Origin of the sequence: Amycolatopsis azurea DSM 43854, from assembly GCF_001995215.1 — a bacterium.
GTDB lineage: Bacteria > Actinomycetota > Actinomycetes > Mycobacteriales > Pseudonocardiaceae > Amycolatopsis > Amycolatopsis azurea.
Genome location: NZ_MUXN01000021.1, coordinates 1 through 14,613 on the forward strand (window position 1 = coordinate 1; position 14,613 = coordinate 14,613).

The 14,613-nt window shown below is 69.3% G+C and carries 11 protein-coding genes; 5 read left to right on the forward strand and 6 right to left on the reverse strand.

From position 1 onward, the window contains the following. The 4 genes from B0293_RS26850 to B0293_RS26865 all read right to left on the reverse strand — a co-directional run. A partial coding sequence (locus tag B0293_RS26850; protein ID WP_039919693.1) for a sensor histidine kinase occupies positions 1-2,232 on the reverse strand: 2,232 nt, incomplete at its 3' end. A gap of 373 nt (positions 2,233-2,605) precedes the next feature. Continuing rightward, complete coding sequence (locus B0293_RS26855; RefSeq protein WP_005166738.1) at positions 2,606-2,956, reverse strand: hypothetical protein; 351 nt, start codon at positions 2,954-2,956, stop codon at positions 2,606-2,608. Between the two features lie 230 nt (positions 2,957-3,186). Beyond that, entirely contained in the window at positions 3,187-4,368 is a 1,182-nt protein-coding gene (locus tag B0293_RS26860; protein ID WP_039919697.1) for a kynureninase, read from the reverse strand. Further along, positions 4,352-4,999, reverse strand: a complete 648-nt coding sequence (locus B0293_RS26865) for a hypothetical protein (RefSeq protein WP_005166735.1) — start codon at positions 4,997-4,999, stop codon at positions 4,352-4,354. The genes B0293_RS26860 and B0293_RS26865 overlap by 17 nt, the downstream gene beginning before the upstream one ends. Positions 5,000-5,148: 149 nt before the next feature. On the opposite strand from B0293_RS26865, the gene B0293_RS26870 reads away from it, so the two are divergent. Beyond that, the gene (locus B0293_RS26870) at positions 5,149-7,008 is read left to right on the forward strand and encodes an AMP-dependent synthetase/ligase (protein WP_005166734.1); all 1,860 of its coding nucleotides are present in this window, start codon (positions 5,149-5,151) and stop codon (positions 7,006-7,008) included. A 121-nt stretch (positions 7,009-7,129) separates the two neighbouring features. Then, entirely contained in the window at positions 7,130-7,786 is a 657-nt protein-coding gene (locus B0293_RS26875; protein ID WP_005166733.1) for a maleylpyruvate isomerase N-terminal domain-containing protein, read from the forward strand. A gap of 120 nt (positions 7,787-7,906) precedes the next feature. Here the strand turns inward: B0293_RS26875 and B0293_RS26880 are convergent, their stop codons facing one another. Continuing rightward, positions 7,907-8,800, reverse strand: a complete 894-nt coding sequence (locus B0293_RS26880; protein ID WP_039919696.1) for an SDR family NAD(P)-dependent oxidoreductase — start codon at positions 8,798-8,800, stop codon at positions 7,907-7,909. 370 nt (positions 8,801-9,170) lie between these two features. Between B0293_RS26880 and B0293_RS26885 the strand changes: the two genes are divergently transcribed. Beyond that, a complete protein-coding gene (locus B0293_RS26885; RefSeq protein WP_005166731.1) occupies positions 9,171-10,385 on the forward strand; it encodes an MFS transporter in 1,215 nt (404 codons plus the stop codon). 401 nt (positions 10,386-10,786) lie between these two features. Here the strand turns inward: B0293_RS26885 and B0293_RS44345 are convergent, their stop codons facing one another. Continuing rightward, positions 10,787-10,981 carry a hypothetical protein gene (locus tag B0293_RS44345; RefSeq protein ID WP_005166729.1) on the reverse strand — a complete coding sequence of 65 codons (195 nt, stop codon included), beginning with the start codon at positions 10,979-10,981 and terminating at the stop codon, positions 10,787-10,789. Between the two features lie 15 nt (positions 10,982-10,996). On the opposite strand from B0293_RS44345, the gene B0293_RS26895 reads away from it, so the two are divergent. Both B0293_RS26895 and B0293_RS26900 read left to right on the forward strand, forming a co-directional pair. Next, positions 10,997-12,280, forward strand: coding sequence for a GGDEF domain-containing protein (locus B0293_RS26895; RefSeq protein WP_005166728.1), 1,284 nt, complete (start codon positions 10,997-10,999; stop codon positions 12,278-12,280). 54 nt (positions 12,281-12,334) lie between these two features. Further along, entirely contained in the window at positions 12,335-14,497 is a 2,163-nt protein-coding gene (locus tag B0293_RS26900; protein ID WP_077241393.1) for a phospholipase A2, read from the forward strand. The last annotated feature ends 116 nt before the right edge of the window (positions 14,498-14,613 follow it).

The window sequence follows — 14,613 nt, forward strand, 5'->3', positions numbered from 1 at the left end:
GGGCGGCCAGGCGGGCGGCTGCGGCGCCTGCACCGGCTGCGGCCGGGCCTCGGCACGCGCGGGCTCCGGGCGGATCGGCTCGGGCCGCGGCGTCTCGGGCCGGGGCACCCTCGGCTGACGCGCGGGCAGCGGCGGCAACGTGCCACCGGGCTGGTCCTGCCGGTCCTGGAGCTGCGGCTGGGGAGCCACCGGCATCGGCACGGGCAGTTCGGGCCGTTCCGCGGGGAACTCGGTGCGGTGACGGGCACGACGGCCCGGGAGCAGCGGTGCGGCGTCCGGCACCTCGGTGCTCTCGGGGTCCACCTCGTCCTCCTGCTCATCAGACGGGACCGGCGCGAGCAGGTCGGTGCGGACGAGCACGATGGCCCTGGTGCCGCCGTACGCGGATTCGCGCAGGTGCACGGAGATCCCGTGGCGGGCGGCGAGGCGCGCGACCACGAACAGGCCCAGCCGTGGCTCGGCTGACAAGGCCATGATGCCGAAGTCCGGCGGATCGGCCAACATCGAGTTCAGCTCGGCGGCCTGCTCCGGCTCGATGCCGAGGCCCTGGTCCTCGACCTCGATCACGACACCCTTGCCGACCACGTTGCCCCGCAGCTCGACGCGCGACTGCGGCGGCGAGAAGGAGGTCGCGTTGTCGATCAGCTCCGCGAGCAGGTGCACGAGGTCGCCGACGACCGGGCCCTGCACCGCGACCGCGGGCATCTTCGCCGTCTTGACCCTGGCGAAGTCCTCGGTCTCGGCAGAGGCGCCGCGGGTCAGCTCGGCCAGCGTGACCGGCTTGCGCCACTGACGGCCGGGCTGGCCGCCACCGAGGATGATCAGGTTCTCCGCGTTGCGGCGGGCGCGGGTGGAGAGGTGGTCCAGCTGGAAGAGCGTGTCCAGCTGCTCCGGGTCCTCCTGCTTGCGCTCGGCCTGGTCGAGCACCTTGAGCTGGCGGTGCACGATGACCTGGCTGCGGTGCGCGATGTTGAGGAACACCGTCTTGGTGCCTTCACGGGTTCGGGCCTCTTCGACGGCGGCCGCGATGGCGGTCTGCTGCGCCTTGTTGAAGGCCTCGGCGACCTGGCCGATCTCGTCGTCGCCGTGGTCGAGGAAGTGACCCTTGTCGTCGAGGTCGACGGGTTCGCCCGCCCGCACCCGGTCCACCAGTTCGGGCAGCCGGATCTCGGCGACGTCGAGGGTGTCCTCGCGCAGCCGGGCCAGCCTGCCGATGAGCCGGTTGGACAGTCGCAGGGCGACGATGAACACGCCGATCGCCACGAGCAGCGCGATGGCCGCCGCGATGGCCGAGGTGATCAGCGTCCGGTCGGCCTCGTCGATGGCCTCGGTCGTCGCGGCACCACTCTGCTCGACGAAGCCGCGCATCATCGCGTCGCCGACGCCGCGCGCCGCTTGCAGCCACGTCTGCTCGGGGATGGGGAGCGTGGCCTTGCTGTTCTGCAGGAAGGTGTTCTCGACCGTGTTGACGGCCTTCCACGGATCACTCGCGACGAGCTGGTCGAACTTCGCCTTGACGCCCGGGGACATTCGCGTCACGGAAGACTCGAGCAGTGACCGGTACGAACCGACCTGGGTGACGTACGCGCGGTAGGTCTCGTCGGTGAAGCCGCCGCCCGCCACGGCCGCGGCGGCGAGGGAGTTCGCGCGCTGGAACTGGTCGATCGCGGTGAACAGCGGCACCGCGGTGATCCGCTGGTAGGCGTTCTCCGCGTTCGGCGCGTCCTGGGCGAAACCGGTGAGACCCTCGACGAACTGGTCGAGGATCTGGTTGTAGTAGGTGAAGGCGTCGAGTAGCGGCAACTGACCGGAGTCGGCCGACTGCCGGATCTGCGGCATCTTCTGGAAGAGCCCGCTCACCGTGGCGATGTTGCGCTGCACGCTGTCGGGCGAGTTGCCGACCAGGGTCTGGAGATAGCCGACGACACCTTGGGTGGCGGCGTCGGTCTTGGCGCGCTGCTCCACGAGCGCGGCGTGCTGCGAACGGTCGCCCGCGAGCTCGCGCAGCGTCAGCCGGCGCTCCTCCTGGATCTGACCGAGGAAGGGGACGGTGGGCGCTTCCGAGGCCCGGATCCGTTGCGCGTAGTCGCGGCCGTCGACCGCGTCGAAGATCAAATACCCGCCGATCGCGAGACCGACGAGCATCAGCGCGATGCTCGGAATGAGCGCGATCGTGAGAACGCGCGAACGAATCGAAGAGCCGCGGCCTCGTCGAAGGGAAATCTGCTTCACCGTGGTCCGTTTTCCTTCCGGCAGTTATTGGTGTCGGGTCGCCGGGGATCTCATACCCGCGGGATCCGATAGCCGGATCAACACAGCGTGGTCCGCTCCGCCCGCGAAGACGCTAGGAGACCCAAACGGGTGAGTCAAGTCCGGACGCGAAGGGTAGTCGCGTATGGCCGTGACCAGGTGACGAGAGGCCGCCCGACCTCGAAAGTCCACCACGTGGACCTGGGGACCCCGACAAGTGACTCGCCAGTAGATCACCTGGCGGTTTACCGCAGGCAGCGGCTTGATCGACGCTCATCGGACTCGATCAAGTAACACCTTCAAGCGTTCGCGCCCCGGCCGAAAAGCCGCCGAAAACTACTCGCCGTGACCTCGCTCACGCTTTCGGACCAGGGCTCCACATACCGTTCGGTTTGCGAACGACATCACCACGGAGCAACGCCGTCGTAACGCCGTTCGAACCACGGAATCGAGAATTTCCGAAGCTTTTCGCCGCCGTTTCGGCGAAATGATCTTCCCGGACACCGTCGAGCTCGTCCTCGAGGAGCGCGTCGACCCTCCCGGACGCGTCGCGGAGCATCCGGACACCGGCCCAGCACAAGGTCGCCACCCCGCAGACCAGGATCACGACGAGTGCTGTCTCGACCGGATATCGCGAGCCGAATTCATTGAGCAGGAAACCGGAGACGACACCGCACACGGCGACGGCGGTATAGGTGAACGACAAGATCCCCTCCTTCTCCGGGCGTCGCTGCCCGCGCCTTGCCACCGAGACGGGTGACGCGGGTTTCCCTTACGCCGCAGGGGAAGGATCTACGTCACACTCCCGGCGAGAGCGAACGTCGAGATTAACAGCGAATTCGCGAACGATCGCCATGTCTCCCCCGCTGGGGCGAGGTGATCACCTATTTGCCACCGATTCCCGAATGAACTTCACCCTTTTCGCCACAGCGAGTGTCATGCCCGGACGTCTCGGAGCGTCGTGACGGCGCGGAGCACCTCGCCGTAGGTCGTGTAGAGCGGCGCCAGGCCGAACCGCAGCACGTTGGGCGGGCGGAAGTCCCCGATGACCCCGCGGTCGATCAAAGTCGCCATCGTCTTGGCCGCGCCGTCGTCGACCACCGAGACCTGGTGCCCACGATCGGCGCCACGCGGGGTCGGGATCTTCGCGCCGTCGAGGAGTTCGTCCGCGCACCGGAAGAAGAAGTCGCCGAGCGCGAGCCCCTTCTCCCGCAGCGTCCCGCGGTCCACGCCGTCCCAGACGTCGAGGGCCGCGTCCAGCGCGAGCAGCGAAAGGATGTCGGGACTACCGGCGCGGCCACGCGCGATCCCGGCGTCCGCCTCGTACGCGCCCCGCATCGCGAACGGGTCGCGGTCGCCTGCCCAGCCGGCCAGCGGCTGTTCGAACCGGTCCAGCCATTTCGTGGCCACGTAAAGGAAAGCGGGCGCGCCAGGACCGCCGTTGAGGAATTTGTAGGTGCAGCCGACGGCGAGGTCCACCCCCGCCGCGTCCAGTTCGACCGGGAGCGCGCCGACGCTGTGGCAGAGGTCCCAGAGCGCCAGCGTCCCGGCACGGTGCAGCGCGTCGGTCAGCGCGGCCATGTCGTGGGCGCGCCCGGTGATGTAGTCGACGTGGTTGATCAGCGCGACGGCCGTCCGCTCGCTCACCTCGTCCGGCATGTCCTCGGCGACGACCCGGCGCACCGTGTGCCCGGTCAGGCGGGCGACCTCGTCGGCGATGTAGCCGTCGGTCGGGAACGTGTCCGCGTCGACGAGGATCTCGTCGCGACCGGGGTCGATCCGGGTCGCGGCGACCAGCGCCTTGAACAGGTTCACGCTGGTCGAATCCGCGACGACCAGCTGACCCGGCGCGGCGCCCACCAGCGGCGCGATCCGCTCGCCGACCCGCACCGGCGCCTCCCACCAGCCCTCCGACCAGGACCGGATGAGCCGTCCGCCCCATTGCTCACGGACGACCGCGGCGACCCGGCCGGCCACGTGCTTCGGCGGCGCGCCCAGCGAGTTGCCGTCGAAATAGGCGACGTCCGCGTCGAGGTCGAATTCGTTTCGCTTGTGCGCCAAGGGATCGGCCGCGTCCAGCGCCGCGGCCTCGGCTACGAGGTCAGTCACGTCCGCCATCGTCGGCGAGAGTGTTCCAGAAGTCCAGCTCGTACGCCTGGAACAGTCGCGCGTGGGTCCGGGCGTCCTTTTCGGACAGCCGTCCGGCGTCGAGCGCGGCCTGCACGGCCTCGACCGCCAGCTCCTCCAGCTCCGGCGACGGCGCGCCGAAGAAGTCGAAGAAGGCGCACGCCTCGTCGTCGAAGCCGTACCGCTTCCGCATCGCGGCGCCGATCGCGGCGCAGTACCGGCCGAAGGCGGCGAAGTTGGCGACGATCGCCACGATGACGTCCGCCGGTTCGCCGTTGAGCGCCAGCCAGGCGACGAACGCCGGATACGCCTGGCAGCCCGCACGCGGCTCGAAGCCGGGCGACTCCTCGGCGAGGGCGGGCAGCTTGCCGAGCGCCAGCCCCTCGCCCGAGGCCAGGGTCGCGAAGAACTCCCGCGCGTTCTGCTCCCGCGCACGCGACGCGAGGTGGAGGAAACTGCGCCAGTCGCTGCGGACGATCCGGTACTCCTCCGCGGCGATCGCGGCGAAGACCTCCCGTGACGCTTCACCCGCCTCGACCGACGGGACGAGCCGGTTGTCGTCGTCGTGGGGTGCGAGCTCCGCCTGCACCGCGTCGATCAGCTCACGTGCCGAACCGGTCATCGCCGAGGTTCCTCCTTGTTCGGTGCTGACGCGCTGAAAACGGAAAAGGTGGACATTTCGCGTGGCCCAACCGTGGCCGCGATTCTCTATCCACCACTGCCGGGAGCCCTTACAGTGTGCCTGATCAGGCAGCATCGAGGAGGCCAGCGTTGACCACCCAGCCGACCGTCGCCGAGCAGATCGAAGGCCAGACCATCCCCGCCCTGCTTCACCGCAACGCCCAGGAGTTCGGTGACCTGCCGGCGGTCACGTCGCTCGACATCGAGGGCAAGCCGACCCTGAACTGGCGTGAATTCCACACCGCCATCGCCGAGGTCTCCCGCGGGCTCGCCGGCCTCGGGGTCGGCGTCCGCGACCGGGTGCTGATCATGGCGCCGAGCAGTCCCGAACACCTGATCGCCGACCTCGCCGCCGCCCACCTCGGGGCGATCCCCTGCACCGCGTACGCGACGCTCAGCCCGGAGCAGATCGGGTTCGTCGCCCGGCACAGCGCCGCCGGCGTCGTCGTGCTCGCCGGTGCCGAAGAACTCGGCCGCTGGTCGCAGGTCCTCGACGACCTGCCCGCGCTTCGGCACGTCGTCCTGCTCGACGCGTCCGTGCTCCCCCAGGACGACAAGCGTTTCCTGTCGTTCGCCGATCTTCGCGCGGCGGGCGCGGAGGCGCACGCGGGCGACCCGGCGGCGTTCGAGACGACCTGGTCCGCGATCGGCCCGGACGACCCGCTGTCGATGATCTACACCTCCGGCACCACCGGCGATCCCAAGGGTGTCGTGCTGTCGCACCGCAACGCGATCCACGAGGCCAACGCGGTCATGCGGCTGCACGACTCGCCGATGCACGCCACGAACATCGCGTACCTGCCGCTCGCGCACATCGCCGAACGCGAACTGTCGATCTACATGCCGATCGTGTGGGCCGGGCACGTGCACACCGTCGGCGACCCGACCGCCGTCGTCGGCGCGCTGGGACAGGTGCACCCGCTGAGCTTCTTCGGCGTCCCGCGGGTGTGGGAAAAGATGGTCGCGGGCCTGAAGAACCTGCTCGGTTCGCTGCCGGAGGACAAGCGGAACGGCCTGATCGCCGCGAACGAGCTCCTGCAGCAGGGCTACAAACTGCGCAGTGACGGCAACGAGGTCCCGCCGGAGCTCGCGGAGAAGATCGCGCAGACCGACGCCGCCGCGCTCGCGCCCGTGCGGGCGATGCTGGGCCTGGACAAGATCGAGGTCGCCTCCAGCGGCGCCGCCGCGCTGCCGGTGGAGATCCTGTACTTCATCGCCGGGCTCGGCGTCGAGATCCAGGAGGTCTGGGGGCTGTCCGAGACCACCGGCGCGGTCACCTCGAACACGCCGTCGGCGTTCAAGGCGGGTTCGGTCGGCCGTCCGCTGGAGGGCGTCGAGGTCAAGGTGGCCGAGGACGGCGAACTCCTCGTCCGCGGCCCGATCGTGTTCCTCGGCTATCTCCAGGAGGACGGCTCGATCAAACCGGACGTCGACGCCGACGGCTGGCTCGCCACCGGCGACATCGGGACGATCGACGAACGCGGCTTCGTCACGATCACCGACCGCAAGAAGGAACTGATCATCACTTCGAGCGGCAAGAACATCGCCCCCACGAAGATCGAAGGGCTGCTCAAGGAGCACCCGCTGATCGGGCAGGCCGTCGCGATCGGCGAGAAACGGCCGTACGTCACCGCGCTGATCGTGATCGACGACGAGATCGCGCCGGGCTGGGCGACCGCGAACGGCGTCGAACTCGCCGAGGGCGAATCGCTCGCGGACAACGCGCGGGTGCTCGCGGAGATCGAGAAGGCGGTCGAGGCGGCGAACGCGCGGCTGGCCCGGATCGAGCAGATCAAGCGGTACCACGTGATCCCGAAGGCGTGGACGCCGGAAAGCGGCGAGGTGACCCCGACGCTGAAGCTGAAGCGGCGGATCATCAACGACCGGTACGCGCCGACGATCGCGGACCTCTACACCGCCGCCGCTCCGGCCCCCGCCGCCGGTTCCTGAGCACAAGTCCGTGAAGGACTCCTTGAGGGACTCTGGGTCCCTCAAGGAGTCCTTCACGGACATCGCCCCCATCCTGCGAAATGGGTCGCAGTGAGAGAGCGGCCGCTGCTAGCTTGCGGCCGTGGATCTCTTCTCCCGCTCTTGGGCCGCGCTCCTCGCCGCCGTCGCCGAAACCCCCGACGAAGACTTCGCCGAACCGTCCGGCTGCGCAGGCTGGCTGGTGCAGGACCTGGTGTGTCACCTGGTCATCGACGCCCAGGACGTCCTGATCACCCTCGCGACCCCCGCCGACTCGGAACCCATGCGGGACGCGGTCAGCTACTGGGAGGTCAGCGACGAGCCGCCCACCGGCGAGGACGACCTCGACGCGCTGATCGTGCGGCTCGCCGCCGCCTACCGGGAACCGCGGCTGCTCAAGTTCCACCTCGACGACGTCGGTTCCGCCGCGGGCAGGGCCGCCCGCCTCGCCGACCCGGCGACGCGGGTCGCCACCCGCGACATCGTCCTGTCCGCGGGTGACTTCCTGGCCGCGTACGTCCTGGAATGGACGCTGCACCACCTCGACCTCGTCGCGCATCTCCCGCATATCGACGGGCCGGCCGCCGACAGCCTCGCCAGGACGCGTCAGATCCTGGAAGAACGCACCGGGGAGAAGTTCCCCGAGTCGTTCTCCGACACCGACGCGCTGCTGGTCGGCACCGGCCGCCGCGAAGCGACCGACGCGGAGAAGGCCGCTCTCGGCGATCTGGCCGCGAAGCTCCCCTTCGTCATCGGCTAACGGACGACACACGTGACGGGACGGACGACTCGCGTGATCAGGTGGACGACACGCGAGTCGTTCACCTGGTCACACGTGTCGTCCGTCTGATCACATGTGTCGTCCGTCTGATCACGCGCGCTAGGCGGTCCGGGTCGACTCCGTCCACTTGCGCAGCCGGGGCGGGACACGCTTTTCGAGGCCGTAGTTCTCCAGGTGCGCGCTGAAGACCTCGTCGAACGCGCGCTGCACGGTCTCGGTGTCCCACACCGGCCGCTCGAGGATCGGCTGCTTCAGGTACGGCTGCCCCATGACGTGCAGTTGCGGCCCGTTGCAGCGGATCATCTGGCCGGTGATCCCGTCGGATCCGGCGCCGAGCAGGAAGAGCACGACCGGCGCGATCCGCGACGGCGTCCGGTCCGGCGGGCAGGACCGCAGCGATCGTTCGGACTTCCACACCATCCGGGTGTGCGCGAGCGGGCAGACGGCGTTCACCCGGATCCCGCTCTCCTCCAGGTCGAGCGCCCAGGAGTAGGTCAGCGACGCGACGGCGCCCTTGCTGGCGGCGTACACGCCGAGCTTGCGCTGACCGAGCGACGCCCCGGACGAGATGTTGACGATCGAGCCCGGTTCACCCCGCGCGACCATGGCCTTGATCGCGGCGAGCCCGGTGTACATGACGCCGAGGACGTTCACCTCGACCAGTTCGCGGGCCTGGTCGGCGTCGTCCTCCCACGGCAACGCCTCGTAGTTCAGGCCCGCGTTGTTGACCAGCCCGTCGATCGCGCCGAACTCGTCGAGACAGAGGTCGACGATCTCCTGCGCCTGTTTCGGATCCGCGACGCTGTGCCCGCTGGCGACCGCCCTGCCGCCGAACCGGCGGATGTTGTCCGCCGTCCGCCCGGCCAGCTCGGCGTCGACGTCGTTGACCACGACGGCCCCGCCCGCCCGCGCCACGTGCACCGCGAACGCCTCGCCGAGGCCCCGCCCGGCCCCGGTCACGACGACGGCCTTGTCGTCGAGCAAACCGCTCATCGCCTTCACCCCTTTGGCCCAGCCGGCCTCCACCTCCAGGCCGGTCTCTACTCAGTGTTGGCCCATTCGGCCCAACCTGAAATCAGGCGGCGACGAACGGCGTCCGGGCTGCGCCGAGCGAGGGCGGTGCGATCGGCGCAAGATACCGGCGGGCGAGTCAGCCCGACGTCACTCGCCGGTCAGACGGCGTAGCCCGATCGGCCCAACAGGCGAAGGATTCACCGGTGTTCTGTTCGTCTCCCTGTAGCCGGAGGCATACTGAACGTTGTTCGGCGGGACGACAACTGTGACTCCCTCGTCGGCCACGTAACAAGACAGGCAAGAATGCGAGGGAGCTAAGTTCACCCGATCGGGGGGAGGTGGTCACGGAGTGAAGACGAACGCGGCGCCGCGGATGACCGCCGCCCTGGCCAACCGCGAGTTCCGCGCGCTCTGGCTCGCCGAGGTGCAGTCCCTCATCGGGGACCAGCTCACCATCGTCGCGCTGGCGATCCTCGTCTACGACCGCACCGGCTCCGCGCTGCTGTCGGCGGTGGTCTACTCCCTGACCTTCCTGCCCGCGCTGGCCGGCGGTCTCGGCCTGTCGCAGCTGGCCGACCGCTATCCGAGGCGCACCGTCCTCGTCTACTCGTCGCTGATCCAAGCCGTCCTGATCGCGGTCATGGCGATCCCCGGCACCCCGCTCCCCCTGCTGTGCGGGCTGGTGGTGCTGGCCCGGCTGGCGAACGCGCCCGGCAACGCGGCGCAGAACGCGCTGACCCGCGAGGTCTTCACCGACGACGACCTCTATCTCAAGAGCCAGGACATCCGGGGCATCTCGACCAACACCGCCATGCTGCTCGGCCTGGCGGGCGGTGGTCTGCTGGTGTCACAGGTCGGCGCGAGCTGGGCGCTGGCCCTGGACGCCGCGACGTTCCTGCTGAGCGCGGCCGTGGTCCGCTTCGCCGTCTCGCGGCGGGCGGCGGCGTCCGACGGGAACGGCAGCTGGTTCGGCGCGGTGAAGCAGGTCTTCGGCAACCGTCATCTGCGGGTGCTGGTCTGGTTCTCGTGGCTGGTCGGCCTGGCCGTCATCCCCGAAGGGCTCGCCGCCCCGCTCGCTGCCGAGATGGGCGTGGGGAAACAGGCCGTTGGCTGGCTGCTGGCGGCCGACCCGCTGGGCTTCGTCGTCGGGGCGTTCCTGCTGTCCCGGTTCGTCTCCGCGGAACAACGAAGGAAGCTGCTCGGCGTGCTGGCGGCACTGCCGATGGTCGCGCTGATCGCCTTCGCGCTCAAACCGGGGCTGATCCCGGCATTGCTCCTGCTGGCCGCGGCGGGCGCCGCGGGGGCGTATCTGATCACGGTGAGCGCCACGTTCATCACCTGGGTCCCGAACGAGCTCCGGGGCGGCGCGGGCGGTGTCTATCGCACGGGGTTGCGGGTTGCTCAGGGAATAGGGGCGGGACTCGGCGGGCTCGCCGCCGATCGGCTCGGGGCGGCGACCTCGGCCATCGCGCTGGCAGGCGTGGTCGGCCTGCTGCTGGCCGTACTGGTCGCGCTCAGCTGGGGGCACCTCAACGGATCCAGCCCGGAACCGTTGCTGTCATGAGGAATCCACACTGGACGACCCCTGAGGCGGCACGGCCGCCCGGTGGGCTCGAACTCGGAAAACTCGACGGAACACTGCTTCCACACCTTGCTCTTCGGCAGCCGGGTGAAAAGAAACGACTCTCGATCAGAAGTCACGGCTCGACATGGTCTGACACCTCCTGGGAACCTCGCTGCGAACTAATACCTTGTCCGGGCTCAGAAGTCACGGCTGGACACTATCCGTCACCCCTTCCGTACCGCGTCTCGAAAAACATTCAGCCGTCAAGATCAGAAATCACGGGACACGATTGCCACCTCCGGACCGTGTTCGCGGGCACCCTCGCCGGTGTCGAACAACTGATGCGATGGGATGATACCGGCCGTGGAATACGAACGGTGTATCAGTCGGTACCGGTGAGATTACTCAACCGTGCCGTCCGCGCGGAAAAGAGGTAGCAATTGCCAGCCGAGACCGGCGACGGCCGCCAGCACGGCGACGGCACCGGCGACCTTGACGAGCGAGCGGCGGCGGCCGCCGCGGAGAGCGGCGTACCGGTGACCGAACGCGGGCAGGCAAGCCCGGAAGGTGACCAGGACGAGCCGCCGCAGCGCCATCCGTACGATCCCAGGGTGTGGGCGCTCTGGCAGCGGCCCAAGCGATTCATCGCGTTCCTTTTCGCGATGGAGGCCATCGGAATCGCGATCATGGTCTTCGCGACGATGAATTCCACGAATCCGGGAAAAACAGACTGGGTCCGTTTCGCGATTCTCGCCGTCGGCGCGACGGCGCATATTCAGCTCACTCAGCGACAAGAGGAAAGGCGACGTGATCGCAGCCGTACGGTCCTGATCGACCTCACCGCGGTCTGGACATTTCCGGCCGCGGTCATCCTGCCGCTTTCACTGACGCTTTCCATCATCGCGCTCGTCCGGATCCAGCATTGGTTCATCGCCCGGCGTCCGGCGCACAACTTCGTGTTCTCGTCAGTCACCCACGGTGTTTCGGTAACCTTGGCTTCGCTCACCTTCGCCGCGTTCGGACCGCATGAATGGGGACGGATTTCCGGCTGGGACACACTCGGCGAATTCGGCGTCCTGATCATCACCGGGATGGTCTTCGAAGCGGTGCAGATCGCCTACATCGGCGGCATCCTCGCGATCGGCTCGCCGAAGCGGCCGTCGATGTCGACCGTGCTCGGCAACGCGGCGGACAACCTGCTGGAGGCCATCACGATCGGCCTCGGCGCGGTCACCGCGGTACTACTGTTGATCATGCCGCCGATGGTGATCGTGATGGCCGTGGTGACGGTGGTGTTCAATCGCCTCGCCGAGATCGACCAACTGCAAAACGACGCGCGGACGGACCCGAAAACCGGTGTTCTGAACATGCGCGGATGGTCGGAGTCGGCCGATCGGGCGCTCGGAAGGACCGCCCGATCGGACGACAACCTGGCACTTCTGATGATTGATCTCGACCACTTCAAGTGGATTAACGACACTTATGGACACCCCGCGGGCGACGACGTCCTCCGTGATGTGGCACAGAAATTGGACGAGGTCACCCGGCCCGCCGACGTCATCGGCCGGTTCGGCGGCGAGGAATTCCTCGTGCTTCTCCCCGATATCGACGAAACGGCGGCGAAACTGGCCGCCGAGCGAGTGCGCAGCGCTATCGCCGAACTGCATATAGTGACTACCGACAAACGGGGCAGCCGCGTCACCATCTCGGGCCGGACCACCTCGATCGGGGCCGCGCTGTTCCCTCGTCACGGTGAATCACTGGAGGAACTCCTGCACGCCTCCGACGCCGCCGTTTACGTGGCGAAGGAGAACGGCCGGAACCAGGTGCGATTCGCCCAGGACGTGGAACGGCCTGCTCCTCCTCCCCCAGCCATCGGGCCACCCGGTGGGTGAACCCGGGGGTTATCCGGATGTCGGCCCCGATCGGCGGATGGCACCCTGGACGCCATGCCAGCGACAGCCGAAGCCGACGGCCAGCCTGCCCGGATCCGGCGTCCCTGGTCGACTTCCGGTTGGTTGTTGCTGGTCACGGTCCTGGTGTTCGGCTTCGGCCTGATCGCGTCGCGGCCCGCGTCGCCGCCGGACCTGGGGCCACCGACGGGGGACATTCTCGCCGCCCAGAACGCGGTCGACGCGCTGGTGCGGCCGGGCCCGGTCGAGAACGTCATCGCCGAACTGCCCGCCGACTTCACCGCGGTCAGCGGGATCACCCCGGGTGTGATGACGGCCCGCGACGGCACCGTGCGCGCCGTCCACACCGACGGCGGCTGCTCGGCGCCCTGGGGCGACGACAACACCAAATGGGACTACGCGATCCCGTGCAAGGCCCACGACCTGGGCTACGACATCCTCCGCTACGCCGAACGCAAGGGGCACCCGCTCGGCCAGGAGGCCAGGGCGTCGCTCGACGACCGGCTCTCGGCCGACATGCACAACGCCTGCGTCATCAACCCGATGGACTCGCGCGGCACCTGCGACGTCGTCGCCTCTCTCTACACCGCCGGTCTCGTGCTCAACTCCTGGCACCAGCGCTGGGGGCCGCCGATCGGTGACCCGGTGGGCCCGATGATCGTCGGCGTGCTGGTGATCGGCGCGCTGCTGGTGTTCCGCCTCCGCGGCTGGGTCCGCACCCGCCGGACCGCCGTCACCCTTCCCCGCGAACCGCGTCCGGTGGCCCCGGTCGGCCGGTGGGCGATGCTCGGGGTCGCCGGGGTCGTGCTGATGCTGCTCGGCGAATCCGCCGTCGCGCTCGTGCACTGGGCGGGCGTCCCGGAGCGGTCGTTGTGGCCGTTCACCTGGCTCGCGCAGCTCTGTCCGCTGATCTTCTTCGCGGTGGGCCGGATCAACGAGGCCGGCTGGCGGTCGATCCGCGCGTCCGGCGGACGCTATCCGCAGTACCTCGCCGACCGCGCGAGCCCGCTCCTGCGTCCGGCGCTGATCTTCGCCGTCGTCGCGCTGGTCGTCCCGCTCGCGCTGGAGGTGCTGGGGATCCCGACCGGGACCAACGCCACCGTCATGCGGATCGCGCTGCATCCGCTCTGGCTGCTCGGTGTCTTCCTGCTGACCGTCGTCCTCGCGCCGGCGCTGCTGGCGCTGTATCGCCGGACGCGCACCGCCTCCGTCGCCGGGCTGCTGGCCTTGACCCTGGCGAGCGAAGCCGCGGCGCAGTGGTCCGGCTCGGCCATCCCGCGCTACGCCGAGACGTTGTTCCTCGCCCTGTTCGTCCAGCAGCTGGCGTTCGCCCACGCCGACGGCGTCCGCCTGCCGCGCGGCGTCCTCGTGGCGACGGCGTTCACCGGCGTGGCCGGGCTGGGCCTCGCGGTAGCCGTGCGCGGCGAAGGGCCGATGCTGCTCGGCGGCCCCGGCGCCCCGGCCGCGTTGTCGGGCCCGCCGTGGGGCGTGCTCCTGCTGGGCCTGGTCCAGCTCGCGCTCCTCGGCCTGCTCGCGCGGCCGCTGGCCCGGCTCGGCGGACGCCCCGCGATCGCCGCCACCGCCCGGCTCGTCCTGCGCGCCCCGATGAGCCTCTACCTCGGCTTCCTGTCCGCGATGCTGCTGCTCGTGGCGGTCGTCTACCTGCCGGGCCCGCTCGTGGACGGGCTCAGCTGGCTGGCCAGGCCGAGGGTCCTGCTCGCGCTCGCCCTGCTGGCCGTGCCCGCGGTGCTCGTCTTCTGGTGGTTCGAGCGTCATTCGGGACCTCAGCAGCGCGCGGTCGACGAGCCGGGCCTGCGCGCCGCGGTGTTCTGCCGCGCGGCGGCGACGGTCGGGATGGCGTACGCGATGCTCGGCGTGTTCGGGTTCGCGCTGACCCGGTTCGGGGGCGCGTCGGCCGACGCCGACCTTCTCGGGATCCGGTTCGGACCGGTCCAGAGCCTGGTCAACCTGCTGCTCGGGGTGTATCTGCTGCACACCGTGCGGAACGGCACCAGCCGGATGACCGGGACCTGGCTGGTCTGCGCGGTCGCGTGCGCGCCGCCGCTGATGGGCGCCCTCGACGGGAAGCACGTCAGCGCCGCCTCGGTCGCGCTGCCGGTCGCGACGATCGTCGTCGCGATGCTCGCGGCGGCCGCCACGCTGGTCCCGGCCCGCGCCGCCCGGCGTGTCCTGTCCTGATCCATGCGGCGCTGACCAGGCGATCTCCGTACGATTGAGGCGAAACCGGTGGTGCGTGCCACATCTTCGGGGGGATGTGTAATCCTGCGACAACCCGCAACAGGCACCATGCGTCC